Origin of the sequence: Xanthomonas sp. DAR 80977 (assembly GCF_041240605.1) — a bacterium.
Taxonomy (GTDB): Bacteria; Pseudomonadota; Gammaproteobacteria; order Xanthomonadales; family Xanthomonadaceae; genus Xanthomonas_A; species Xanthomonas_A bundabergensis.
Genome location: NZ_CP162487.1, coordinates 2077879 through 2102329, shown reverse-complemented (window position 1 = coordinate 2102329; position 24451 = coordinate 2077879). Strand labels below are relative to the sequence as shown.

Genomic DNA, 24451 nt, shown 5'->3' with positions numbered 1-24451 from the left:
CGCCCCGTCAGCCGCCCTGCTGCAGCGCCAGCTGGATGTCGCGCTGGCGCCGCTTCTCGCTGCGCGCCATCAGCCACCAGCCGAGGAAGGCGGCGATCGACACCGCCAGCACCATCAGCGTGGCCAGCGCGTTGATCTTCGGCTTCAAGCCCATCCGCACCGAGGAGAACACGGTCATCGGCAGCGTGGTCGAGTTCGGCCCGGCCACGAAGTTGGCGATCACCACGTCGTCCAGCGACAGGGTGAAGGCCAGCAGCCAGCCGGACACCAGCGCCGGGGCGATGATCGGCAAGGTGATCAGGAAGAACACCTTGAGCCGGTTCGCGCCCAGGTCCATCGCCGCCTCTTCCAGCGAGCGGTCCAGCTCCTGCAGGCGCGAGGACACCACCACGGTGACGAAGGACAGGGTGAAGGTGACGTGCGCGGCCCAGATCGCGGTGACGCCCTTGGGCGGGATGCCGATCAATCCGCCCATCGACACCAGCATCATCATGATCGACAGGCCGATGATCACCTCCGGCATCACCAGCGGCGCGGTCACCAGCGCGCCGAACAGGCTCTTGCTGGAGAAGCGGCGGAAGCGGGTCATCACCATCGCCGCCAGCGTGCCGATCACCATCGACGCGGTGGCGGTCCAGAACGCCACCTTCAGGCTGATCCACGCCGCCTGCAGGATCTGCCGGTCGCGCAGCAGCTCGCCGTACCACTTGGTCGAGAACCCGGCCCAGACCGTGGCCAGCTTGGAGGCATTGAACGAGTACACCATCAACAGCAGGATCGGCAGGTACAGGAAGGCGAAGCCGCCGCCCAGCACCGTCCAGCGCAGCACCCGCCCGCCGCGCAGCGCGCCGGCGCCGCTCATGCCTGGCCGCCTTCGAGCTGGCGCTGCTGGTAGCGGTTGAAGATCAGGATCGGCAGCATCAGCAGCGCCAGCATCGCGATCGCAACCGCCGAGGCGGCCGGCCAGTCGCGGTTGTTGAAGAACTCGCCCCACAGCACCCGGCCGATCATCAGCGTGTCCGGCCCGCCGAGCATTTCCGGGATCACGAACTCGCCCACCGCCGGAATCATCACCAGCATGCAGCCGGCGACGATGCCCGGGCGCGACATCGGCAAGGTGATGGTCAAGAACGCCTTCCACGGCCGCGCGCCGAGGTCGTAGGCGGCCTCGAGCAGGCGGTGGTCCTGCTTGACCAGGGTCGCGTACAGCGGCAGCACCATGAACGGCAGATAGCAGTAGACGATGCCGATGTAGGCGGCGATCGGCGTGTACAGGATGCGCAGCGGCTGCTCGATCAGGCCCAGCGCCAGCAGCGCGCGGTTGAGCACGCCGTTGCTGTCGAGGATGCCGATCCAGGCGTAGACGCGGATCAGGAACGAGGTCCACGACGGCAGCACCACCAGCATCATCGCGATGTTGCGCGCCGACGGCGACAGCCGCGCGATCACGTAGGCCATCGGATAGCCGATCAGCAGGGTCAGCAGGGTCGAGATCCCGGCGATCTTGATCGAGCCCCAGTAGGCCTCGATGTACTGGTTGTCGCGCACCAGCGCCAGGTAGTTCTGCAGGGTGAACTTCAGCGTCAGCACGCCGTCCTGGTAGTCTACCAGCGCGCTGTACGGCGGGCTGCTGATCGCCTGCTCGGCGAAGGAGATGCGCAGCACGATCAGGAACGGGATCGCGAAGAACAGCAACAACCACAGATACGGCGCGGCGATCACCGCCCAGCGCGCGCCGGGCAGGCGACGCAGGCGCTGCAGCAGCCTGCGCCGCGGCGGCAGCGGCGCGGCGGGCACGCTGGCGGCGGCGGGCGCGCTCATGCGGTCAGCACCACGCCGTCGTTCTCGCCCCACCACACCCACACCGTATCGCCCCAGGTCAGGTTGTCGCTGGCCCAGCGCTGCTGGTTGGCGAAGTTGGCCATCAGCTTGACGCCGCTGGGCAGGCGCACGTGGTAGACCGAATGGCTGCCGAAGTAGGCGATGTCCTCGATCGTGCCCTGCGCCTTGTTGTGCGCCTGCGCCGGCGCGTCCTTGCCGATGCCGAGCTTCTCCGGGCGCACCGCGAACGACACCGGCTGCCCGGTGATGCCGGTGATGCCGTGGCCGACGTAGATGCTGTCGGCGAAGGCGCCGGCGCGCAGGGTCACGTAGTCCGGCAGGTCCTCGTCGATGACCGCGTCGATCAGGTTGACCGAGCCGATGAACTCGGCGGCGAAGCGGTTGGCCGGCTGCTCGTAGATCTCGTCCGGGGTGCCGACCTGCTGGATCCAGCCGGCATCCATCAGCGCGATGCGGGTGGCCATGGTCATCGCCTCCTCCTGGTCGTGGGTGACCATCACGCAGGTCACCCCGGAAGTCTCGATGATGTTGACCAGCTCCAGCTGCATCTGCGAGCGCAGCTTCTTGTCCAGCGCGCCCATCGGCTCGTCCAGCAACAGCAGCTTCGGCCCCTTGGCCAGCGAGCGCGCCAGCGCCACGCGCTGCTGCTGGCCGCCGGAGAGCTGGTGCGGCTTGCGCTTGCCGAGCTTGCCCAGTTGCACCAGCTCCAGCATCTCGCCCACGCGGGTGGCGATGGCCGCGCGCGACAGGCCGTCCTGCTTCAGCCCGAAGGCGATGTTCTGTTCCACCGACATGTGCGGGAACAGCGCATAGGACTGGAACATCATGTTGAGCGGGCGCTCGTACGGCGGCAGGCCGTCCAGCGGCTGGCCGTCGAGCACGATGCGGCCGCGGCTGGGTTGCTCGAACCCGCCCAGGCAGCGCAGCAGCGTGGACTTGCCGCTGCCCGAGCCGCCGAGCAGCGCGAAGATCTCGCCCTTGCGGATGTCCAGGTCGACGTCGTCGAGCGCGACGAAGCCGTCGAACTCCTTGCGCAGGCCGGCGATGGACAGGTAGCCGCTGCCCTTGGCCGGCGGCGCCGCGGCGGCCGCGATCGCCATCGGCGGAAGATCGGATCTCGCTTCGCTCAACGCCATCTAGTGCTCCCCGTGGAAGACGCCGCCGCGCAGGTTCGCCGATGCTGCCGGGACGTGCGCGGCCGTCCCCAGTGTAGCCGCGGCCGCCGCATCGGCGATACCGCGGCGCGGGGGTTTATTGCGTCTGTGTCGGCGTCTGCACCGGCGGCGGCGCCCAGCCCAGGCCCAGGCTCTTCTGCAGCGCCACGTAGCGCAGCAGCACCTGGGTCCGCGCCTGCACCGCACTGTCCTGCGCCGAGGCCTGCTGGCGCTGCACGTCCAGCGCATCGATCAGCGACGAGGCGCCGGCCGCATAGCGCTGCTGCAGCAAGGCCGCGGAACGGTCCGCCGAGGCTTGGGCCTTGGCCGCGGCCAGCGCCTGCTGGCGGGCAGCGCCGAACCGCGCCAGCGCGCTGTTGGCGTCCTGCAGCGCCGCCAGCACGGTGCCTTCGTAGGCGGCCAGGCGCGCGGCGTTGCCGGCGCGGGCCTGTTCGACCTTGGCCCTGGTCGCGCCGAAATCGAAGATCGACCAGCGCAGGAACGGCGCCACCACGCTGTTGATCGCATCGCTGCCGAGGTCGCCCGGCGAGGTCGCGGCCATGCCGATGTTGCCGAGCAGGGTGACCTGCGGGAAATACGCGCTCAGCGCCTGCCCGATCTGCGCCGAGGAGGACGCCAGCTGGCGCTCGGCGCGGCGCACGTCCGGGCGGCGGCGGATCAGCGATCCCGCATCGTCCACCGGCACCACCGCCGGCAGCGTCGGCAGCGGCCGGTCCGCGGCCAGCGCGGCGTCGAGCGCGCCCGGCTCGCGGCCGATCATCAGCGCCAGCTGGTCCAGCGCCTCCTTCGCCTGCGCCTGCAGGTCCGGCAACACCGCCTCCTGCTGTTGCAGCTGCGCCTGCGCGCGCTCCACCTGCAGGTCGGCATCGGCGCCGCGCTCGCGGCGCTGCCGGGTCAGTTGCAGGGTCTGCCGCGCCGCGTCCAGATTGCGCTCGGCGATGGCGATGCGCTCGCGGGTGCCGCGATAGCCCAGGTAGGCCTGGCCCACTTCGGCGGCGAGCTGCACCTGGGTGTCGGCCAGGTCGGCCTCGTCGGCCTGTGCGTCGGCCAGCGCGCCTTCGCTGGCGCGGCGGCGGCGGCCGAAGAAGTCCAGCTCCCAGCTGGCATCGAAGCCGACGTTGTACAGCTGCGCGTGCGGGTCGATGGACAGCTGCTGGCCGCTGCCGGCGGCGACGCTGCCCAGGCCGTCGACCAGCGCATCCGGCGCCCTGGCGTTGAGATAGGCGGCGTTGGCGCCGACGCTGGGCAACTGCTCGGCATGGCGCTGCTGCACCAGCGCGCGCGAGGCGCGCAGCTTGGCCTGCGCCGCGCGCAGGTTCGGGCTGTTCTGCAGCGCCTGTTCGACCAGCGCGTTCAACTGCGGGTCCTGCAACGCCTCCCACCAGCGCTGCGGCGGCGCGGCCGGCACCACCCCGGCCGCGGCGGCGTCCGCATCGGCGCGATGCAGTTGCGGCTGCGCCTGCGCGGCCTCGGCCACCGGCGGCGGCTTCACGTAGTTCGGGCCGAGCACGCAGGCCGACAGCAGCAGCGGCAGCGCGGCGGGGACGAGCACACGGGAAAAGCGCTGGGCCATGGAATCCTCAATGCATCGCGAGCGGAGCGCCGCCCTTGGGCAGCGGTTTGAGCAGGAACGCCAGCGGGATCGTGCACACCACGATCACCCCGAAGATCCAGAACAAGTCGTTGTAGGTCATCACCAGCGCCTGCTGCTGCACCATCCGCGCCAGCTGCGCCACCGACTGCATCGCCGCGCCGGCGCCGGTCACCGACTGCAGCTGCGCGGCCAGGCCGTGCACGTAGTCCTGCGCCAGCGGCGAATTGGCGCTGGTGCCGCTGCCGATCATCTGCGTGTGGAACACCATGCGCCGCTCCTGGAAGGTGGAGATCAGCGCCAGCCCGATCGAGCCGCCCATGTTGCGCGCGGCGTTGAACAGCCCGGAGGCGTCGCCGGCCAGTTCCGGCGGCACCGAGGAGATCGCCGCCTGGTTCAGCGACATCATCGCCAGCGCCAGGCCACAGCCCTGCAGCAACTGGCCGACCACGAAATGCATGCCCACCGAATCGGCGCTGAGGTTCATGTTGACGAAGCAGGCCACGGCGAAACAGCTCAACCCGCCGATCACCAGCATGCGCACGTCCACGCTCATCAGCATCTTCGGCATCAACGGCATCAGCAGCACCGTCGGCACGCCGGACAGCAGCACCACGTAGCCGGACTGCTCGGTGTTGTAGCCGGAGATCGTGGCCAGGAACTGCGGGATCATGTACATGACCCCGAACAGGATCATGCCCACCGCCATCACCATCACGAACACCGCGCCGAAACTGCGCTGCAGCAGGATCGACAGGCGGATCACCGGCTGCCGGCTGAAGAACTGCGAGGCGACCAGGGCGACGAAGCCCAGCGCCGAGAGCAGGCTCAGCAGCACGATCTCCGAGGACTCGAACCAGCGCTCGCGCTGCCCTTCCTCCAGCACCACGGTCAGCGCGCCGAGCCCGGCGGTGAGGCCGAAGATGCCGAGCCAGTCGGCGTCGAGCAGCCCGCGCAGGTTCATCCGCTCGTGCGGCAGGCCGAGCAGCAGCAGCGCCACCAGCCCGGCGCAGATCGGCACGTTGATGAAGAACGCGTAGTGCCAGCTGACGTTCTCGGTGAGCCAGCCGCCGAGCAGCGGCCCGATCACCGGCCCCAGGATCACGGTCATGCCGAACAGCGCGGTGCCCATGGTCTGCTGCGCCGGCGGCAGCCGCGTGGCGACGATGGTCAATGCGGTGGGAATCAGCGCGCCGCCGGCGAAACCCTGGCCGACGCGGCCGAGGATCATCATGGTCAGGCTGTTGGACAGCCCGCACACCACCGAGAAGAAGGTGAACAGCAGCGCGCAGATCAGCAGGAAATTGCGCAGCCCCAGGGTGCGCACGAACCAGCCGGTCAGCGGGATCATCACGATCTCGGCGACCAGGTAGGCGGTGGAGATCCAGGTGCCCTCGGTGCCGCTGGCGCCGACCTCGCCCTGGATGGTCGGCAACGCCGCGTTGACGATGGAGATGTCCAGCGTCGCCATGAACGAGCCGATGGTGCCGGCGGCGACCGCCAGCCACGCCCCGGCGTCGGCCTTCTGCTGCGCGCCGGCGCCCGCCGCCGGGGCAGCGGCGGCCTCGCTCACGGCCGGCCCTCGCCCTGCTTGCTTTCCTGCTGCACGCGGTCCTTGACGTCCTTGGCCGCGCGCGTGTCCACCGTGACCGTCACCGACATGCCCGGCACCAGCACCTTGCGCGCCTCCGCGCCGGCCTTCAGGCGGATCCGCACCGGCACCCGCTGCACCACCTTGGTGAAGTTGCCGGTGGCGTTCTCCGGCGGCAGCAGCGCGAACTGCGAGCCGGTGCCCGGCGCGATGCTCTCGACCACGCCGTCCAGCTCGACACCCGACAGCGCATCGACCTCGATCCGCGCCGGCTGTCCGGGCCGCATCAGCCCGACCTGGGTTTCCTTGAAATTGGCGCTCAGGTACAGCGCATCGACCGGCACCACGCTCATCAGCCGGGTGCCGGCGGCGACGAACTGGCCGACCTGCACGGTCTTGTCGCCGATGCGGCCGTCGATGCGCGCGGTCAACCGCGTGTCCTCCATCGCCACCTCGGCCTGGTCGGCGTCGGCCTGCGCCTGCTGCAACCCGGCGCGGGCCTGGTCGAGCTGCGCGCTGGCGCCCTGCACCTGGCTTTCGGCGGCCACGACCTGGGCCTTGGCCGCGTCGTACTGGGCCTGCGCGCGGTCGCGGTCGTGGACGATGCTCTCGTAGTGCTCGTGGGTGTCGGCGCCGGACGCGGCCAGCGGCGCGAAGCGCTTGGCCTCGCCCTGGGCGAAGCGCAGGCTGGCCGCGGCCGCGGTGACCTGGGTGCGCGCCTGCAGCAGCGTGGCGCGCTGCGCCTGCAGCCCGGCCTCGGCGGCGGCGATGTCGGCCTGGCGCACGGCGACCACCGCCTGCGCCTGCTGCTGGGTAGCGCGATAGGTGCGCTCGTCGATCTGCAGCAGCGGCTGCCCGGCCTTGACCGTCTGGTTGTCGCCGACGTACACCGCGGTCACGTAGCCGTTGACCCGCGGCGCCACCGCCACCGAATCGGCCTGCAGGTAGGCGTTGTTGGTTTCCTGCAGGTAGCGGCCGGTGGTCAGGTAGTAGACCAGCCATGCCACCAGCGCGATCAGCACGACCAGGCCGATCAGCAGCAGGGTCCATTTCACCTTGGGATTCTTCAGCGGCGACGGCTTGTCGGCTTGCTTGGCGTCGTCCTTGCCAGCGTCCTGGGCCGGCGCGGCCCGCGCATCGTCCGAACTCGCCTGCCGTTGCGTCTGCGTGGGATCTGGGTCGTGGGTGCTCAAGTCGCAGGTTCCTGGGGGTGGAGGACCATCGTCGCCTGTGCGCCTGACGGTGCAGGGACAGGAACGCGCTGCCTGGCGCGCATTCACCAGACGGAAGCGTACGGCGACTCTACAAGTATCTGTACTGGCGGGTCCAGATTGTGTGAGCGCCGGTCGGCGGCGGCGTTCAGGCGCCTACGCGCGTCCGCCCGTCGCCGGTGGCACTCCTCTCCCCTCGCCTTCGCGGCGGCCGATGGCTTGCAGCCTGGCGCACCGGGTATGGCGTGCTGTTCGAACTTTCCGCCTGCGCCGTACCCTCACCCCTGCCCCTCTCCCGTGGGGAGAGGGGAATCATGGCGGCGTTCGCTGCGCGGCACGATTGGACGGTTGCAAAAGCGCTGCTCCCTTCCCCCCTGCGGGGGAAGGTGCCCGAAGGGCGGATGGGGGTACGGCAAACCGCCGCGCCATCCAACCGCGCGGACTTGCGGATGGCGACGGCGTGCTTCTGCGTGCCTTCCACTCCCCAGCCTCGCCGTACCCTCACCCCTGCCCCTCTCTCGCCGGGAGAGGGGAATCATGGCGGCGTTCGCTGCTCGGCACGATTGGACGGTTGCAAAAGCGCTGCTCCCTTCCCCCCTGCGGAGGAAGGTGCCCGAAGGGCGGATGGGGGTACGGCAAACCGCCGCGCCATCCAACCGCGCGGACTTGCGGACGGCAACGGCGTGCTCCTGCGTGCCTTCCACTCCCCTGCGCCGCCGTACCCTCACCCCTGCCCCTCTCCCGCCGGGAGAGGGGAATCGTCTGCTGCGGCGCCGCTCAGCGTCCGGTCTTCAGTTCGGTCCACAGCCGCGTGTACTGGCGGTCCACCTCCGGCGGCATCACCGCCAGCGCGAACAGCTTGGCCTGCACCTCGGCCGGCGGGTAGATGGTGCGGTCGCCGCTGATCGCCGCGTCGATCAGCGGCAGCGACTTGGGCACCGCGTTCGGATAGCTGACGAAGTTGGTGTTGGCCGCGGCCACTTCCGGGGTCAGCAGGTAGTTGATGAACTGGTAGGCGCTCTCCGGATGCTTGGCGTCTTTCGGGATCGCCAGCATGTCGAAGAACTGCAGCGCGCCTTCCTTCGGGATCGAGTAGGCGATGTGCACGCCGTTCTTGGCCTCCTCGGCGCGGTCGCGCGCCTGCAGGATGTCGCCCGACCAGCCCACCACCAGGCAGGTGCTGCCCTTGGCCAGCGCATCGATGTACTGCGAGGAGTGGAAGTTCTGGATGTAGGGGCGGATTTCCTTGAGCTTGGCCGCGGCCTTCTCGATCACCTTCGGGTCGGTGCTGTTCGGGTCCTCGCCCAGGTAGTGCAGCACGGTCGGCACGATCTCCGAGGCGGTGTCCAGGAAGGTCACGCCGCAGTCCTTGAGCTTGGCCAGGTTCTCCGGCTTGAACACCAGGTCCCAGCTGTCGACCACGTCGGTGGTGCCGAACGCGGCCTGGATCTTGTCGACGTTGTAGCCGATGCCGGTGGTGCCCCACAGGTACGGCACCGCGTAGGTGTTGCCCGGATCCTGCTGGGCGATGCGCTGCATCATCGCCGGGTCCAGATTGGCCAGGTTGGGGATCTTGCTCTTGTCCAGCGGCAGGAACACGCCGGCCTGGATCTGCCGGCCGAGGAAACTCAGCGACGGCACCACCACGTCGTAGCCGCTGCCCCCGGCCAGCAGCTTGGCTTCCAGCACCTCGTTGCTGTCGAACACGTCGTAGGTGACGTGGACGCCGCTGTGCCGCTCGAAGCCGGGCACGGTGCCTTCGGCGATGTAGTCCGACCAGTTGTACACGTTCAATTGCTTGGCATCGCCGCCGCCCGCCGCCGCCGCGCCGTCCTGCCGGCCCGATCCGCCGCAGCCCGCCAGGCACAGCACCGCCCCCATCACCGCTATCGCTCGCCGCTTCATCGTCGTCTCCCATGCCGCCCGTTGCGGGCAGCGGTTGGCGGGACGCCGCGCTGGCGGGCGTCCCGGTGGTCCTCCCCTTTGGCGGCCGCGCGCTGCGCGGCCGTACTGCGTGCAGGCGCCGCGCCGCCGCGCCGCGCCATGGACCACGGACGCGACCGGCTCAGCGGCCGGTCTTGATCTCCGTCCACAGGCGGGTGTACAGCTTGTCCACCTCGGGCGGGTTGATCGAATAGGTGAACATCTTCGCCGCCACCTCCGGCGGCGGGTAGATGGTCGGATCGTTGCGGATCGCCGCATCCACCAGCGGCGTCGCCTTCGGCACCGGATTGGCGTAGTGGATGAAGTTGCTGTTGGCCGCGGCCACGTCCGGGGTCAACAGGTAGTTGATGAACTTGTAGGCGTTCTCCGGATGCTTGGCGTCCTTCGGGATCGCCAGCATGTCGAACCACTGCGGCGCGCCTTCCTTGGGGATCGAATAGGCCACTTTCACGCCGTTCTTGGCCTCCTCGGCGCGGTCGCGCGCCTGGATGATGTCGCCGGACCAGCCCACCGCCAGGCAGGTGCTGCCGTTGGCCAGCGAGGTCACGTACTGCGAGGAGTGGAAGTTCTGCACGTACGGGCGGATGGTCTTGATCAGCGCGGCGGCCTTCTCGATCTTGGCGCTGTCGGTGGTGTGCGGATCCTCGCCCTGGTAGTGCAGCGCGATCGGGATCAGGTCCGACGGCGTGTCGAGGATGGTGACGCCGCAGTCCTTGAGCTTGGCGATGTTCTCCGGCTTGAACACCAGGTCCCAGCTGTTGGCGATGTCGGTGCTGCCGAACGCGGCCTTGACCTTGTCCACGTTGTAGCCGATGCCGGTGGTGCCGACCATGTACGGCACGCCGTACTTGTTGCCCGGATCCTGCTGCGCGATGCGCTGCATGATCTCCGGGTCCAGGTTGGCCAGGTTCGGGATCTTGCTCTTGTCCAGCGGCAGGAACACGCCGGCCTGGATCTGCCGGCCGAAGAAGTTCAGCGTCGGCACCACCACGTCGTAGCCGCTGCCGCCGGCCAGCAGCTTGGTCTCGACCATCTCGTCGCTGTCGAACACGTCGTAGGTGACCTTGACCCCGCTGGCCTTCTCGAACGCGGGCACGGTGTTCTCGGCGATGTAGTCCGAATAGTTGTAGACGTTGAGGACCTGGTCCTCGCCCGCCGCGGGCTTGCCGCCCTCGCCGCCGCCGGAACCGCCACAGGAGGCGAGCAGCGCCGCGGAAAGGGAAAGGGTGAGCATTCGCAGCTTCATTGCAGGTCTCCGCAGGTCCATGGGGAAGATCGGAAGATACACGCCGCGGCGTCGCGCGGCCGACTCAAGACGACACATCCAGACTAACCAGCGCCGGCCTATTTGCCCAGCGCCTGCGCGGTGTCCTCCAGCGCCAGCCAGGCCTTGTCGAACAGCTCGTCGACCTGGGCGCGGCTGAGGATCAGCGGCGGTGACAGCAGCATCGCATCGTTGGTCGCGCGCAGGATCAGGCCGCGGCGCAGCGCATGGTCGCGGCACAGCGCGCCGACCTTGCCGCGGTCGGGGAAATACTGCCGGCGCGGCTTGTCCGGCACCAGTTCCAGCGCACCGATCATGCCGACGATGCGCGCCTCGCCGACCAGCCGGTGCTCGCCCAGCTCGGCCCAGCGCTGCGCCAGGTACGGCGCGATCTCGCGGCGCGCGCGTTCGACGATGCCCTCGTCCTGCAGCAGGCGCAGGTTCTCCAGCGCCACCGCCGCGCACACCGGATGCCCCGAATAGGTGCAACCGTGCGCCAGCTCGCCGCCCTGCTCCTTCAGCACCGTGGCCACGCGCTTGCCGAACATGGCCGCGCCGAGCGGGATGTAGCCGGAGGTGATGCCCTTGGCGATGGTCATCACGTCCGGCTGGAAACCGAAGTGCTGCGCGCCGAACCATTCGCCGGTGCGGCCGAAGCCGCAGATCACCTCGTCGGCGACCAGCAGCACGTCGTAGCGGCGGCAGATGCGCTCGATCTCCGGCCAGTAGCTGCGCGGCGGGATGTAGACGCCGATCGCGCCCATGATCGGCTCGCCGATGAACGCGGCCACGCGCTGCGGCCCCAGCTCCAGGATCTTGTCCTCCAGCCGGCGCGCGGCAAGCAGGCCGTATTCCTCCGGGTCCAGGTCGCCGCCGTCGCCGAAGCCGTAGGGCGGGTCGATGTGGTGGATGTCGGGGATCGGCAGGCCGCCCTGGCGGTGCATGCCCTTCATGCCTCCGAGGCTGGCGCCGGCCATGGTGGTGCCGTGGTAGCCGTCGTGGCGGCCGATGAAGATGGTCTTCTGCGGCTGGTCCTGCACCGCCCAGAAGTGCCGCACCAGGCGCAGGATGGTGTCGTTGGCCTCGGAGCCGGAGTTGGTGAAGAAGGCATGGTCGAGGTCGCCGGGGGTCAGTTCGGCGAGTTTGGCGGCCAGGCGGATGGTGGGTTCGGTGGTGCACTGGAAGAAGCTGTTGTAGTACGCCAGCTGTTCCATCTGCCGCGCGGCGGCCTGGCCGAGTTCCTTGCGCCCGTAGCCGACGTTGACGCACCACAGCCCGGCGAAGGCGTCGAGCAGCTTGTTGCCGTCGGCATCCCAGACGTAGGCGCCGTCGCCACGGGTGAGGATGCGCGTGCCTTTCTGGGCCAGCGCGGCGTTGTCGTTGAACGGGTGCAGGTGATGCGCCGCATCCAGGTCCTGCAGGGTCCGCGTCTCTATCCGATCCATGTCCACTCCATGCTCGTTGCTGTGCCTGTTGCTGTTGCTGTCGTTGCCACCGTCGTTTTGCCTGTTGCTGCTGCGTTCGCTCTCGCCCCGGCTCTTTGCCGTTGCCTTGGCTGTCGCCGTTGCTTTGGCCGTTGCCGTTGCCGTTGCTTGGCTGTCGCTGTCGCTTGGCTGTTGCTTGGCTGTCGCTGTTGCTTTGGCTGTTGCTTTGGCTGTTGTCTTTGCGGTTGCCGTTGCCGTTGCTTTTGACTTACCGGGTTCCCTTCCGAGCGGCGGCCATGGCGGGGAAAAACCCCGCAGGGGCGGCGCACATGGATGTGCGCCGTTCGCGGCAGGGGCAGGATGCCCCTTCCGCGAATCCCCGTCGTGGACGCGGACCTGGAGCGCGCAGCGCGGAAGGCGCTCGGCAGGGCGTGCTTTCTTTTGGTTACTTTTCTTTGCACGAGCAAAGAAAAGTGACTCGCGCCAAAGCGCGAAAGCCTTTGCCTCTAGCCTTTGTTTTTGCCTCCGCCCGTAACCCTTGAGCAACAACATGAAGCAAATGCAGGAGCAGGAGCAAAGCTTTCGCCTTGCGGCGAGTTACTTTTCTTTGCTCGCGCAAAGAAAAGTAACCAAAAGAAAGCGCGCCCTGCCTGCGCGCCCTCCGCGCTGCGCGCTCCGGGTCCGCGAACCAGACGGGATCCGCGGAAGGGGCTTGTCCGCTACGCGGCCAAGTCCGGGGCAGTCGCCTCGCGGCGCCAGCCCGCTCGCCGGGGCGAAGCAGTGCTTCGCCTTTTTCCGGCGAGCCCTGCCCCTGCCGCGGACGGCGCACATCCCTGTGCGCCGCCCTTCGGGTTTTTCCCGCCTGGTTCGCCGCTACGGAAGGGAACCCGGCAAATCAAAAGCAACGGCAACGGCGAATTCAACAGCAACAACAACAGCTAGTGACTGCACCCTGCCTGATCCGCCATCGCCATCACCATCACCATCGATGGCAGGCTCACACGTTCAACAACAGGAACTCCCGCTCCCACGAACTGATCACCCGGAAGAAGGTCTCGTATTCCTTGCGCTTGACCGAGATGTAGGCGCGCACGAAACGCGGTCCCAGCAACTCCTGCAGCGGCATGCAGCGCTCCAACTCGTCCAGCGCCTCGCCCAGCGAGCGCGGCAACTGATAGCCCATCTCCTTGCCGTTGCCGCTGATCGGCGCGGTCGGCTCCAGCTTCTCGCGGATGCCCAGCAGGCCGCAGGCCAGCGTCGCCGCCATCGCCAGGTACGGATTGGCGTCGGAGCCGGCGAAGCGGCTTTCCACCCGCATGTTCTCGATCGTGTCGATCGGCACCCGCAGCCCGCAGGTGCGGTTGTCGAAGCCCCACAGCACGTTGCTCGGCGACACCTCGCCGAACATCAGCCGGCGGTAGGAGTTGACGTTCGGCGCCAGCACCGCCATCGCCATCGGCACGTACTTCTGCAGCCCGGCCAGGTAGTGCGCGAAGGTGCGGCTGTACTCGCCGGCGCGGCGGCCGCTGAACACGTTCTTGCCGTGCTTGTCGACCAGGCTCTGGTGGATGTGCATCGCGCTGCCCGGCTCGTTCTCCATCGGCTTGGCCAGGAACGTGGCGTATACGCCGTGACGCATCGCCGCCTCGCGCATGGTGCGCTTGAACAGGAACACCTGGTCGGCGCGCGACAGCGCGTCGGAATGGGTGAAGTTGACCTCCAGCTGCGCCGCGCCGGATTCGTGGATCAAGGTGTCCACGTCCAGTTCCATCGCATCGCAGTAGTCGTACATCAGGTCCAGGATCGGGTCGAACTCGTTGACCGCGTCGATCGAGTACGACTGCCGCGCCGTCTCCGGCCGCCCCGAGCGCCCGGCCGGCGGCAGCAGCGGGAAATCCGGGTCGGTGTTCTTCTGCACCAGGAAGAATTCCAGTTCCGGCGCCACCACCGGCTTGAAGCCGATCGCGGCGTACGCCTCGAGCACGCCGCGCAGCACGTTGCGCGGCGCCAGGTCGTGCGGCTGGCCGTCCTTGGTGTAGCAGTCGTGGATCACCTGCGCGGTCGGGTCGGTGGCCCAGGGCACCATCCGCACCGTGTCCGGGTCCGGGCGCAGCTGCATGTCCGAATCCGACGGCGAAGTCAGGTCGTAGTAGTCGTCGGGATACTCGCCGGTGACGGTGGTGGCGAAGATGCCCTCGGGCAGGCGCGTGCCGTAGTCGTGGGAGAACTTGGCCGCGGGAATGATCTTGCCGCGCGCGTTGCCGGTGATGTCCGGCACCAGGCACTCCACCTCGGTGATGTGGCGGTCCTTCAACCAGCGCCGCAGCGAGCTTTCCTGCTGTTCGGGGGTGTTCTTGCGGGAACGCGGTCGGCTGGCCATGGGAAATGTCGATTCAGTGTTTGCGGCGAGCCGCGTAGTGGCGACAGGCATCGCCGAAGGATTGGAAGATGCCCAGGTAGAACGGGTCGTCGAGCACGCGCCATTCCGGGTGCCACTGTACGCCGAGCAGGAAGCCGGGGCCGACGCCGCGGAACGCCTCGATCAGCCCGTCCGGCGCCAGCGCCTCCACGACCAGGTCGCCGCCGAGCCGGGCCACGCCCTGCCCGTGCAGCGAATTGACCCGCACGCGCTGCCTGCCGGCGATCTCCGCCAGCCAGCCGCCCTCGCTCAGGATCACCTCGTGCACTGGCGCGTACTGCAGGTCCAGCGGTGCCTGGGTGTCTTCGCGATGATCGGACAGCCCGGGCACCGCATGCACCTTCTGGTGCAGGGTGCCGCCCAGGGCGACGTTGATTTCCTGGAAGCCGCGGCAGATCGCCAGGATCGGCATGCCGAGCGAGATCGCCTGCGGGATCAGGTCCAGGGTGGTGAGGTCGCGCGCCGGATCGTGCGGATTGCCGAGCCAGCTGGGCTCGTCGCCGTAGTGGTGCGGTTCGATGTTGCTGACCGCCCCGGTCAGCAGCAGGCCGTCCAGCCGCGCCAGCCAGTCGCGCGGCGCGACCGGCGGCTGCAGCGACGGCAGCAGCACCGGGGTCACCCCGGCACCATCGACCGCGGCGCGCAGATACTTCTCTCCGGCAACCAGGAACGGATGCTGGCCGATGAGCTTGCGATCGGTCGGCAGGCCGACCAGGGGCGATACGGCCATGCGAAGAGCTCGTGTGGCGTCGTCGCAACTTACCCCGGGCGTTTGATTTTTACAACACGAGGCGGCGGCATGCCGGTGCCGGCCGGTGCCCGCCGGCGCCGCCGGCAAGCGCTGCGACACGGCCTATTGCAGCGCAGGAACGCAGTGCAGCGGCAAGCGCATGCCGCCGCCAGCCGCCGCATCGCCAGACCAGGCAGGCCACCGTGTTGAGTATTCTTGACGCAGAGCCGGCTCTGTTAAGCTCGGCACACTCCCGCAGGCCGCCGCCATGACCCGCACCCACGACGCTCCGCTCCTGCCCCCGGACGCCGCCCAGGCCCTGCAACGCATCCCCGGCTGCGAACAGATCGACCTGCTGCTGCCGGACAGCAACGGCCTGCTGCGCGGCAAGCGCATCACCCGCGACGCGCTGGACAAGGTCTATCGCGACGGGGTGTGCCTGCCGATGTCGCTGATCGCCACCGACATCACCGGCAACACGGTCGAGGAGACCGGCCTGGGCTACGACATCGGCGACGAGGACCGGCTGTGCTTCCCGGTGCCCGGCACGCTGCAGCCGGTGCCGTGGGCGCCGGTGCCGTCGGCGCAGCTGCTGCTGGCGATGCGCGACGAGGCAGGCGACCCGCTGGACTTCGCCCCGCGCGAGGTGCTGGCGCGGGTGCTGGCGCGGCTGCGCGCGCGCGGGCTGACCCCGGTGATCGCGGTGGAACTGGAGTTCTACCTGTTCGATCCGCGTGCCGACGCCGACGGCCGGCCGCAGCCGCCGCTGCAGGCGCACACCGGCCAGCGCAACGACAGCACCCAGGTCTACTACATGCAGGAACTGGACGACCAGCGCGGCTTCACCGACGCGGTCGCGCAGGCCTGCCGCGCGCAGGGCATCCCCGCCGATACCGCGGTCGCCGAGTACGCGCCCGGCCAGTTCGAGATCAACCTCAAGCACCGCGACGACGCGCTCGCCGCCTGCGACGATGCGCTGATGCTCAAGCGCGCGATCAAGGCGACCGCGCAGCAGCAGGGCCTGCTCGCCAGCTTCATGGCCAAGCCGTTCGCCGCGCAATCGGGCAGCGGCCTGCACCTGCACGTGAGCCTGCTCGACGAGAGCGGCGGCAACGTCTTCGCCGGCACCCCGCAGGCGCCGGCCGAGGCGCTGCGCCACGCCATCGGCGGCCTGCAGCGCAGCGCCGACGACTGCCTGCTGCTGTTCGCCCCGCACGCCAACAGCTACCGCCGCTTCGTGGCCAACGCGTTCGTGCCGCTCAACGACAGCTGGGGCTTCAACAACCGCACGGTGGCGATGCGGGTGCCGCACAGCGATCCGGCCAACACCCGCATCGAGCACCGCATCGCCGGCGCCGACGCCAATCCCTACCTGGTCGCCGCGGCGGTGCTGGCCGGCATCGAGCACGGCCTGCAGCACCGCTTCGATCCCGGCCCGCCGGTGCAGGGCAACGCCTATGCGCAGACCGAGATCCGCCATCCGGACTGGCGCGGCGCGATCGCCGGCTTCCTCGCCAGCGACTTCGTGGCCGACCGCTTCGGTACCCGCTTCCGCCACGTCTACGGCCAGCAGAAGCGCCGCGAGATGCTGGATTTCCACGCGCAGGTGAGCGATCTGGATTACCGCTGGTACCTGCGTACGGTGTGAGGGGCCGGGATTGGACATTGGGGATTGGGGATTCGAAAAAGCAAACGCCACGCATCCGGAGGCTGACCCCATGTTTCCCCATCCCAGCAACCCGCTGCCATGACCCGCTCCTCCTCTAGTCCCGAGTCCCGAGTCCCGAGTCCCGACACTTCCTGGTACACCGCCAGCGCCCACCCTTTCCCGCCGCAGCCGCCGTTGCGCGGGCAGGTGCGGGCCGACGTGTGCATCCTCGGAGCCGGCTATACCGGGCTGAGCGCGGCGCTGGCGCTGGCCGAGGCCGGCTACCAGGTCGCGATCGTGGAGGCGCAGCGGGTCGGCTGGGGCGCGTCCGGGCGCAACGGCGGCCAGGCCATCGTCGGCTACGGCTGCGAGCAGCACACGCTGGAAACGCTGCTCGGCCAGGCCGACGCGCGGCTGCTGTTCGACTTCTCGCGCGACGGCATGCGACTGCTGCGCGAGCGCATCCAGCGCCATGCCATCGCCTGCGACTGGCGCGACGGCCATGCGCACGTGGCGATCAAGCCGCGCCAGGTGCGCGCGCTGCAGGCCGGCATCGTCGAGATGGCGCAGCGCTACGACTATCCGCTGCAGTGGTGGGACCGCGACCAGTTGCGCACGCAGCTGCGCAGCGAGCGCTACCTGGGCGCGATGTACGATCCGGCCAGCGGCCACCTGCACCCGCTCGAGTACGCGCGCGGGCTGGCGCGCGCGGCGCTGGCCGCCGGCGTGCGCATCTACGAGCAGTCGCCGGTGACCGCGCTGGTGCGCGGCGCGCGGCCGATCCTGCGCGGCGCCCACGGCGAGGTCCAGGCCGATTTCGCGGTGCTCGCCGGCAATGCCTGGCTGCGCGGCATCGCGCCGGAGCTGGAGTCGCGGATCATGCCGGTGGGCACCTACATAGGCGCCAGCGCGCCGCTGGGCGCGGCGCTGGCGCGCGAGCTGATCGGCAACGACATGGCGGTGGCCGACGTGAACTGGGCGCTGGACTACTTCCGCCTCAGCCGCGACCACCGCCTGCTGTTCGGCGGCCGCGCCAGCTATTCGTCGCTGCCGCCGCCGGGCCTGCGCGGGGTCATGACCCGGCGCATGCGCCGGGTGTTCCCGCAGCTGCGCGAGGTCGAACTGGACTACGTGTGGGGCGGCTACGTCGACATCACCCGCAACCGCGCCCCGCACTGGGGCCGGCTGAGCCCGAACGTCTATTTCGCGCAGGGCTTCTCCGGCCACGGCGTGGCCGCCACCGGCCTGGCCGGCGAGGTCATCGCCGCGGCCATCGCCGGGCAGGCGCAGCGCCTGGACCTGTTCGCGAAAATCCCGCACGCGCCGTTTCCCGGCGGGCGCCTGCTGCGCACGCCGCTGCTGGTGGCGGCGATGTCCTGGTACAAGCTGCGCGACGCGCTGTGGTGACGGCACGGCGCGGGCGCAACCGCGACGGCTAAAGTTGCCGCCGCCGCGGCCGCTACCTGGGATCTACTCCCCAAGGACGCCTTGCGCGGCTCGCATGCTGCAACCGTTGCCGGCCTACCCGATCGCCAGCGAAAGCGGGGCTGCCCAGCAGCGCATCCTGCTGGTGGAGAATTCGCGCACGTTCACCGGGCTGCTGCGCGAGGCGATCGAGCAGCGGGTGGAACTGCCGGTCACCGTGGTCTCGACCCTGGCCGAGGCGGCGCGCGCGCTGGACGACGGCGGCTCCTGGTTCCTGGCCCTGACCGGGCTGGTGTTGGCCGACGGCGACCGCGACACGGTGGTGGATTTCTTCGTCGCCCGCGGCCTGCCGACGGTGGTGGTCAGCGGGGTCTACGACGAAAGCCTGCGCAAGCGCGTGCTGACCCAGCAGATCGTCGACTTCGTGCTGAAGAACGCGCCCGGCAGCATCGACTACCTGGCCTGGCTGGTGCAGCGGCTGGCGCGCAACCGCAGCATCGCCGCGCTGGTGGTGGACGATTCGCCGTCGGCGCGCGCCTACGCCGCGAGCCTGCTGGCGATGTACGGCTACCAGGTGGTGGAGGCCGCCGACGGCGCCGCCGGGCTGAAGGCGGTGGAAGCCAATCCGGCGATCCGCCTGGCGGTGGTCGACCAGGAAATGCCGGGCATGGAAGGGGTGGAGTTCACCCGCCGGCTGCGCGCGATGCGCGCCCGCGACAAGCTGGCGGTGATCGGCCTGTCCGGCAACAGCGACCCGTCGCTGGTGCCGCGCTTCCTCAAGAACGGCGCCAACGATTTCCTGCGCAAACCCTTCTCGCGCGAGGAGTTCTTCTGCCGCGTCTCGCAGAACGTGGACCAGCTGGAACTGATCGGCACGCTGCAGGACCTGGCCACCCGCGACTTCCTCACCGGCCTGCCCAACCGCCGGCATTTCCTGGAACAGAGCCAGCGCTTGCTGCCGCAATGGCTGGCGCGCAGCGACACGGTCAGCGTGGCGATGCTCGACATCGACCACTTCAAGCACATCAACGACAGCTGGGGCCACGAGGCCGGCGACGAGGCGCTGCGCGCGGTGGCCGCCGCGGTGGCCGCGCACGCGCGGACCCAGGACCTGGTGGCGCGCTTCGGCGGCGAGGAATTCTGCATGCTGGTGCCGGGCCTGGATGCGCAAACGGCCAGCGCCTACTTCGAGACCCTGCGCCAGCGCATCCACGCGCTGAAGGTGCAGGTGGGCGAGCAGACGCTGCGCATCACCATCAGCATCGGCGTGTGCACCAGCGACGGACGGCGCGACGCACTGCACCCGCTGCTGGCCGAGGCCGACAAGCACCTGTACCTGGCCAAGGCCGGCGGCCGCAACCGGGTCGAGCACGCCGCCTGAGCGCGGCGCCTCAGCGGCGCCTGGCGCCGATCACCAGCAGGGCCAGCAGGCTCAGCGCCGCGCCGGCACTGAGGTAGTAGCCGACCCACGGCAGGCCATAGTGCTTGGCCAGCCAGCTGGCCACGTACGGCGCCGGGGCCGCACCGATGATGCCGGCCAGGTTGAACGACATCGAGGCGCCGGTATAACGCACCTGCACCGGGTACAGCTCGGCCAGCAAGGTGCCGCAGGGCCCGTAGGTCAGGCCCATGAAGAACGAGCCCAGCGACAGGAACGCCAGCAGCTGCCACGGATGCGCGGCGCCGAACAGCGGCGCGAAGCCCAGCCCGAACAGGACGATGAGCAGGCCGGCCGCGATCATCATCCGGTGCGTGCCATAGCGGTCGCCGTAATGCGCCGATATCGGAATGCCGGCGGCGAAGAACAGGATGCCGACCATCTGCAGCAGCAGGAACTGCTCGCGGCCGTAGCCGAGCACCGCGGTGCCGTAGCCCAGCGCGAACACCGTCATCAGATAGAACAGCATGAAGGTCGCGAACACGCCGAAGGTGCCGAGCAGCAGCGCGCCGGCATGCCGCGACAGCACCGTCCACATCGGCAACGCCACCCGCACGTTGCGCTCCAGCGCCTTCTGGAAATCCGGGGTTTCGTGGATGCGCAGGCGCACCCACAGCCCGGTCACCACCAGCAGCGCGCTGGCCACGAACGGGATGCGCCAGCCCCAGCGCATGAACTGCGCATCGTCGAGCACCGCACCGAGCAGCAGGAAGATCCCGGAGGACAGCAGGAAGCCCAGCGGCGCGCCCAGTTGCGGGAACATGCCGTACCAGGCGCGCTTGCCCGGCGGCGCGTTCTCGGTGGCCAGCAACACCGCCCCGCCCCACTCGCCGCCCAGGCCCAGGCCCTGGCCGAAGCGGCACAGCGCCAGCAGCGCCGGCGCCCACATGCCGATGCTGGCGTAGCTGGGCAGCAGCCCGATCACCACCGTGGACAGGCCCATCGTCAGCAGCGCGGCCACCAGCGTGGCCTTGCGCCCGATGCGGTCGCCGAAATGGCCGAACAGCGCCGAGCCGACCGGCCGCGCCACGAACGCCACCGCGAACGTGGCCAGCGACTGCAGCCGCGCCGCGTCGGCGTCGCCGGCCGGGAAGAACAGGGTCGGGAACACCAGCACCGCGGCGGTGGCGTAGATGTAGAAGTCGAAGAACTCGATGGTGGTGCCGACCAGGCTGGCCAACAGCACGCGGCGCGGCGAATTGACGGGCGAAACGGGAAGCGCGGCAGCGGTCATGGGCTCGGGATCGACGGGAAGCCGGCCGATTCTGGCAGATCGGCCGTGGCCCCGCAGCGCCGCGTCGCCGCGCTCAGCGCGGCAGCTGCGCGCGCCCGGCGGCGGTCAGCACCGCCACCTCGCGCTCGCCGCGCGTCTCCACCCGGATCCAGCCCGGCCCGGCACGTCCGTCCAGATTGGCCTCGCCTAGCCAGGCCAGGGTGCGCAGCAGCACGCTCATGCGCACGCCCAGGCGCTTGCACAGGCGCGCCAGCGCGATGCCCTCCGGTTCCGGCGCCAGCGCCTCGAGCAGCGCCCGGGTCAGCGCCGGATCAGCGGACAAGCGCCACGCCGATGTCGCGCGGCACCGCGTCGGCGGCCTCGGCCAGGTGCGGGGTCACCACCACCGGGATCGACTTGGAGGTCGGCGTGCGCGCCTCGTCGGCGAAGCTGGACAGCGGCACCAGGCCGTTGGTCTCGGGGTAGTAGGCGGCCAGGCAGCCGCGCGGGATGTTGTATTCCACCAGCAGGAACCGCTTGGCCCGGCGCTGCACGCCGTCCTCGCCGAGGCTTTCCAGGTCGACCCAGGCGCCGGCCTGCAGGCCCAGGTCGGCGATGTCGGCGGCATTGATGAACAACACCCGGCGCTCGCCGAACACGCCGCGGTAGCGGTCGTCCAGGCCGTAGATGGTGGTGTTGTACTGGTCGTGCGAGCGCGTGGTGGCCAGGGTGAACACCACTTGTCCGGGGCGCTGGCGGCGCGCGCGGTGGATCGGGTTGTCGGTCGGCACCGCATGCACCTTGAACACCGCGCGGCCTTCCGGCGTCGTCCACACGCGGTCGCGCGCGCTGTTGGACAGGCGGAAGCCGCCGGGCACGCGCACCCGCGCGTTGAAGTCGGCGAAGTCCTCGAACACCTGCGCGATCAGGTCGCGGATGCGGTCGTAGTCGGCGACCAGCCAACGCCAGCGGATCGCGCTGCGCGCGCCGAGCGTGGCCTCGGCCAGGCGCGCGACGATCGCCGGCTCCGACAGCAGCTCCGCCGAGGCCGGCGGGTTGATGCCGGCCGACAGGTGCACCATGCTCATCGAGTCCTCGACGCTGACGCTCTGCGGCCCGCCCTCCTGGATGTCGATCTCGGTGCGGCCCAGGCACGGCAGGATCAGCGCGTCGCGGCCGTGCACCAGGTGGCTGCGGTTGAGCTTGGTGGTCACGTGCACGGTGAGGTCGCAGCGGCGCAGCGCGCGGTGCGTGGCCTCGGTGTCGGGGGTGGCGGTGGCGAAGTTGCCGCCCATGCCGAAGAAGGTCCTGGCGCGGCCGTCCAGCATGGCCTCGATCGCGCCGACGGTGTCGAAGCCGGGCGCGCGCGGCGGCTCGAAGCCGAACACCGTCTTCAGGCGGTCCAGGAACGCGGCCGGCGGCTGCTCGTAGATCATCATCGTGCGGTCGCCCTGCACGTTGCTGTGGCCGCGCACCGGGCAGGCGCCGGCGCCGGGGCGGCCGAGGTGGCCGCGCAGCAGCAGCAGGTTGGCGATCATGTGGATCGTCGCCACCGAATGCTTGTGCTGGGTGATGCCCATGCCCCAGCAGGCGATCAGCCGCTCCGATTTCAGGTAGATCTCGCCGGCATGGCGCAGCTCGGCCTCGCCCAGCCCCGACTCCTCGACGATGGTGGCCCACGGCTCGGCGATCACCTCCGCGGCGAAGGCGTCGAAGTTGGCGGTGTGCTGGGTGATGAAGTCCAGGTCCAGCAGCCGCGGCCGCGCCTCGCGCGCCGCCTCGGCATCGCGCTCCAGCACGTGCTTGATGATGCCCTTGACCGCGGCCAGGTCGCCGCCGATCTTGAGCTGGAAGTAGTCCGACGAGATCCGCGTCGAACCGTTGTGCAGCATCTGCAGCTTGTCCTGCGGATCGGCGAACTTCTCCAGGCCGCGCTCGCGCAGCGGATTGAACGACACGATCGCCGCGCCGCGCTTGGCCGCCTGGCGCAGTTCGCCGAGCATGCGCGGATGGTTGGTGCCGGGGTTCTGGCCGAAGATGAAGATCGCATCGGCCAGTTCGAAGTCGTGCAGCGACACGGTGCCCTTGCCGACCCCGATCTGCGACCTCAGCGCGGTGCCGGACGGCTCGTGGCACATGTTCGAGCAGTCGGGGAAATTGTTGGTGCCGAACTCGCGCACGAACAGCTGGTACAGGAACGCGGCCTCGTTGCTGGTGCGCCCGGAGGTGTAGAAGATCGCCTCGTCCGGCGAGGCCAGGCCGTTGAGATGGCCCGCGATCAGCGCGAACGCCTCGTCCCAGCCCACCGGCACGTAGTGGTCGCTGGCGCTGTCGTAGCGCAGCGGATGGGTCAGCCGGCCCTGCCCTTCCAGCCAGTAGTCGCTGTACTTGGCCAGCTGCGCCACGCTGTACTGCGCGAACAGCGCCGGGGTGGCGCGGCGCGCGGTGGCCTCGGCGGCCACCGCCTTCGCGCCGTTCTCGCAGAACTCGAAGGTCGAGGTGTGGTCGCGGTCGGGCCAGGCGCAGCCGGGGCAGTCGAAGCCGTCGGGCTGGTTGGCGTGCAACAGGGTCTTGGCCCCCTGCACCGCCACGTCCTGCTGCATCAGGTGCTTGGCGACGGCGCGCAACGCGCCCCAGCCGCCGGCCGGCTGCGTATAGGGTTGGATGGTCTTCTTGCTCATGCGGGCTCTCCGGCGTGCTCGGCCTGATACAGGCGCTGCGGATGGCTGTAGACGACGTAGTCGTGGTCGCGGGCGAAACCGATCAGGGTCAGGCCGGCGCTGTCGGCCAGCGCGATCGCCAGCGCGGTGGGTGCGGAAATGGCCGCCAGCAGCGGGATGCCGGCCTGCGCGGCCTTCATCGCCATCTCGTAGCTGGCGCGGCTGGTGACCACGGCGAAGCCGCTGGCCGGGTCCAGCCCGGCCGTGGCCAGCGCGCCGATCAGCTTGTCCAGCGCGTTGTGCCGGCCGACGTCCTCGCGCGCCAGCCGCACGCATCCGTCGGCGTCGGCCCATCCTGCGGCATGGGTGGCGCCGGTGAGCGCGTTGAGCGGTTGCTGCTGGCGCAGCTCGCGCAGGGCGCGGGCCAGCGCCGCCGGCGCGATCGCGCTGCCGGCCGGCAGCGGCCGCGGCGCGCGCAGCACCGCCTCGATCGATTCGCTGCCGCACACCCCGCAGCCGCTGCGGCCCTGCAGGTTGCGCCGCCGCGCCTGCAAGGCCGCGGCATGCGCGGGCGGGATCTGCAGTTGCAGCGAGACGCCTTCCAGGAAGGTCTCCACGCCGAGGATGCGCAACTGCGCCGGCGCCTCGACGATGCCCTCGCTGAGCGAGAAGCCCAGCGCGAAGTCGTGCAGGTCCTCCGGGGTGGCCATCATCACCACGAACGGCTCGCCGTTGTAGGCGAACGCCACCGGCACCTCGGCCGCCACCAGGTCCTGGGTGAGCTCGGTGCGCCCGTCGCGATGGCGGCGCACGCCGCGCGCGACGGCGCCGGGCCGGGAAGACGCACGCGAGTACATGGTGACGCCTCCCTTCCGC

The 24451-nt window shown here is 69.8% G+C and carries 18 protein-coding genes; 3 read left to right on the top strand and 15 right to left on the bottom strand.

Going from position 1 to position 24451, the window contains the following annotated elements; translation table 11 throughout:
• Positions 1 to 7: 7 nt before the first annotated feature.
• The 11 genes from AB3X10_RS08900 to AB3X10_RS08850 all read right to left on the bottom strand — a co-directional run bounded on the left by AB3X10_RS08900 (position 8) and on the right by AB3X10_RS08850 (position 15191).
• On the bottom strand, positions 8 to 862 hold the full coding sequence (locus AB3X10_RS08900; RefSeq protein WP_369980848.1) for an ABC transporter permease subunit: 855 nt from the start codon (positions 860 to 862) through the stop codon (positions 8 to 10).
• On the bottom strand, positions 859 to 1821 hold the full coding sequence (locus AB3X10_RS08895) for an ABC transporter permease subunit (protein ID WP_369980846.1): 963 nt from the start codon (positions 1819 to 1821) through the stop codon (positions 859 to 861). The genes AB3X10_RS08900 and AB3X10_RS08895 overlap by 4 nt, the downstream gene beginning before the upstream one ends.
• A complete protein-coding gene (locus AB3X10_RS08890; protein ID WP_369980844.1) occupies positions 1818 to 2942 on the bottom strand; it encodes an ABC transporter ATP-binding protein in 1125 nt (374 codons plus the stop codon). Before AB3X10_RS08890 ends, AB3X10_RS08895 begins: the two co-directional genes overlap by 4 nt.
• A gap of 151 nt (positions 2943 to 3093) precedes the next feature.
• Positions 3094 to 4590 (bottom strand): efflux transporter outer membrane subunit, encoded by a 1497-nt coding sequence (locus tag AB3X10_RS08885; protein ID WP_369980842.1) that lies wholly within the window; start codon positions 4588 to 4590, stop codon positions 3094 to 3096.
• Between the two features lie 7 nt (positions 4591 to 4597).
• Complete coding sequence (locus AB3X10_RS08880; RefSeq protein ID WP_369980840.1) at positions 4598 to 6181, bottom strand: DHA2 family efflux MFS transporter permease subunit; 1584 nt, start codon at positions 6179 to 6181, stop codon at positions 4598 to 4600.
• Complete coding sequence (locus AB3X10_RS08875; RefSeq protein WP_369980837.1) at positions 6178 to 7392, bottom strand: HlyD family secretion protein; 1215 nt, start codon at positions 7390 to 7392, stop codon at positions 6178 to 6180. Before AB3X10_RS08875 ends, AB3X10_RS08880 begins: the two co-directional genes overlap by 4 nt.
• A 795-nt stretch (positions 7393 to 8187) precedes the next feature.
• Entirely contained in the window at positions 8188 to 9315 is a 1128-nt protein-coding gene (locus AB3X10_RS08870; protein ID WP_369980836.1) for an extracellular solute-binding protein, read from the bottom strand.
• A 160-nt stretch (positions 9316 to 9475) separates the two neighbouring features.
• Positions 9476 to 10600 carry a polyamine ABC transporter substrate-binding protein gene (locus AB3X10_RS08865; protein WP_369980834.1) on the bottom strand — a complete coding sequence of 375 codons (1125 nt, stop codon included), beginning with the start codon at positions 10598 to 10600 and terminating at the stop codon, positions 9476 to 9478.
• Between the two features lie 98 nt (positions 10601 to 10698).
• A complete protein-coding gene (locus AB3X10_RS08860) occupies positions 10699 to 12063 on the bottom strand; it encodes an aspartate aminotransferase family protein (RefSeq protein WP_369980832.1) in 1365 nt (454 codons plus the stop codon).
• 976 nt (positions 12064 to 13039) lie between these two features.
• Positions 13040 to 14422 carry a glutamine synthetase family protein gene (locus AB3X10_RS08855; RefSeq protein WP_369980830.1) on the bottom strand — a complete coding sequence of 461 codons (1383 nt, stop codon included), beginning with the start codon at positions 14420 to 14422 and terminating at the stop codon, positions 13040 to 13042.
• A gap of 13 nt (positions 14423 to 14435) precedes the next feature.
• Complete coding sequence (locus AB3X10_RS08850; protein WP_369980828.1) at positions 14436 to 15191, bottom strand: gamma-glutamyl-gamma-aminobutyrate hydrolase family protein; 756 nt, start codon at positions 15189 to 15191, stop codon at positions 14436 to 14438.
• 268 nt (positions 15192 to 15459) lie between these two features.
• Here AB3X10_RS08850 and AB3X10_RS08845 point away from each other — a divergent pair, with 268 nt between their 5' ends.
• The 3 genes from AB3X10_RS08845 to AB3X10_RS08835 all read left to right on the top strand — a co-directional run bounded on the left by AB3X10_RS08845 (position 15460) and on the right by AB3X10_RS08835 (position 19645).
• The gene (locus AB3X10_RS08845; RefSeq protein WP_369980826.1) at positions 15460 to 16839 is read left to right on the top strand and encodes a glutamine synthetase family protein; all 1380 of its coding nucleotides are present in this window, start codon (positions 15460 to 15462) and stop codon (positions 16837 to 16839) included.
• A gap of 99 nt (positions 16840 to 16938) precedes the next feature.
• Entirely contained in the window at positions 16939 to 18246 is a 1308-nt protein-coding gene (locus AB3X10_RS08840; protein WP_369980824.1) for an NAD(P)/FAD-dependent oxidoreductase, read from the top strand.
• A gap of 94 nt (positions 18247 to 18340) precedes the next feature.
• Positions 18341 to 19645, top strand: a complete 1305-nt coding sequence (locus AB3X10_RS08835) for a diguanylate cyclase (RefSeq protein WP_369980821.1) — start codon at positions 18341 to 18343, stop codon at positions 19643 to 19645.
• A gap of 10 nt (positions 19646 to 19655) precedes the next feature.
• Here AB3X10_RS08835 and AB3X10_RS08830 read toward each other — a convergent pair whose 3' ends face one another.
• The 4 genes from AB3X10_RS08830 to fdhD form a co-directional block, all read right to left on the bottom strand.
• Complete coding sequence (locus AB3X10_RS08830; RefSeq protein WP_369980819.1) at positions 19656 to 20936, bottom strand: MFS transporter; 1281 nt, start codon at positions 20934 to 20936, stop codon at positions 19656 to 19658.
• A 73-nt stretch (positions 20937 to 21009) separates the two neighbouring features.
• Positions 21010 to 21258 (bottom strand): hypothetical protein, encoded by a 249-nt coding sequence (locus tag AB3X10_RS08825; protein ID WP_369980817.1) that lies wholly within the window; start codon positions 21256 to 21258, stop codon positions 21010 to 21012.
• On the bottom strand, positions 21248 to 23596 hold the full coding sequence (locus AB3X10_RS08820; RefSeq protein ID WP_369980815.1) for an FdhF/YdeP family oxidoreductase: 2349 nt from the start codon (positions 23594 to 23596) through the stop codon (positions 21248 to 21250). Before AB3X10_RS08820 ends, AB3X10_RS08825 begins: the two co-directional genes overlap by 11 nt.
• Positions 23593 to 24432, bottom strand: coding sequence for a formate dehydrogenase accessory sulfurtransferase FdhD (gene fdhD, locus AB3X10_RS08815; RefSeq protein WP_369980813.1), 840 nt, complete (start codon positions 24430 to 24432; stop codon positions 23593 to 23595). Before fdhD ends, AB3X10_RS08820 begins: the two co-directional genes overlap by 4 nt.
• Positions 24433 to 24451 lie beyond the last annotated feature (19 nt).

Coding starts and splice junctions, on each gene's coding strand:
- AB3X10_RS08870 (WP_369980836.1), bottom strand. CDS start 9,315: ATGAAGCGGCGAGCGATAGCGGTGATGGGGGCGGTGCTGTGCCTGGCG.
- AB3X10_RS08885 (WP_369980842.1), bottom strand. CDS start 4,590: ATGGCCCAGCGCTTTTCCCGTGTGCTCGTCCCCGCCGCGCTGCCGCTG.
- AB3X10_RS08845 (WP_369980826.1), top strand. CDS start 15,460: ATGACCCGCACCCACGACGCTCCGCTCCTGCCCCCGGACGCCGCCCAG.
- AB3X10_RS08865 (WP_369980834.1), bottom strand. CDS start 10,600: ATGAAGCTGCGAATGCTCACCCTTTCCCTTTCCGCGGCGCTGCTCGCC.
- AB3X10_RS08835 (WP_369980821.1), top strand. CDS start 18,341: ATGCTGCAACCGTTGCCGGCCTACCCGATCGCCAGCGAAAGCGGGGCT.
- AB3X10_RS08850 (WP_369980828.1), bottom strand. CDS start 15,191: ATGGCCGTATCGCCCCTGGTCGGCCTGCCGACCGATCGCAAGCTCATC.
- AB3X10_RS08895 (WP_369980846.1), bottom strand. CDS start 1,821: ATGAGCGCGCCCGCCGCCGCCAGCGTGCCCGCCGCGCCGCTGCCGCCG.
- AB3X10_RS08820 (WP_369980815.1), bottom strand. CDS start 23,596: ATGAGCAAGAAGACCATCCAACCCTATACGCAGCCGGCCGGCGGCTGG.
- fdhD (WP_369980813.1), bottom strand. CDS start 24,432: ATGTACTCGCGTGCGTCTTCCCGGCCCGGCGCCGTCGCGCGCGGCGTG.
- AB3X10_RS08830 (WP_369980819.1), bottom strand. CDS start 20,936: ATGACCGCTGCCGCGCTTCCCGTTTCGCCCGTCAATTCGCCGCGCCGC.
- AB3X10_RS08890 (WP_369980844.1), bottom strand. CDS start 2,942: ATGGCGATCGCGGCCGCCGCGGCGCCGCCGGCCAAGGGCAGCGGCTAC.
- AB3X10_RS08900 (WP_369980848.1), bottom strand. CDS start 862: ATGAGCGGCGCCGGCGCGCTGCGCGGCGGGCGGGTGCTGCGCTGGACG.
- AB3X10_RS08860 (WP_369980832.1), bottom strand. CDS start 12,063: ATGGATCGGATAGAGACGCGGACCCTGCAGGACCTGGATGCGGCGCAT.
- AB3X10_RS08840 (WP_369980824.1), top strand. CDS start 16,939: ATGACCCGCTCCTCCTCTAGTCCCGAGTCCCGAGTCCCGAGTCCCGAC.
- AB3X10_RS08855 (WP_369980830.1), bottom strand. CDS start 14,422: ATGGCCAGCCGACCGCGTTCCCGCAAGAACACCCCCGAACAGCAGGAA.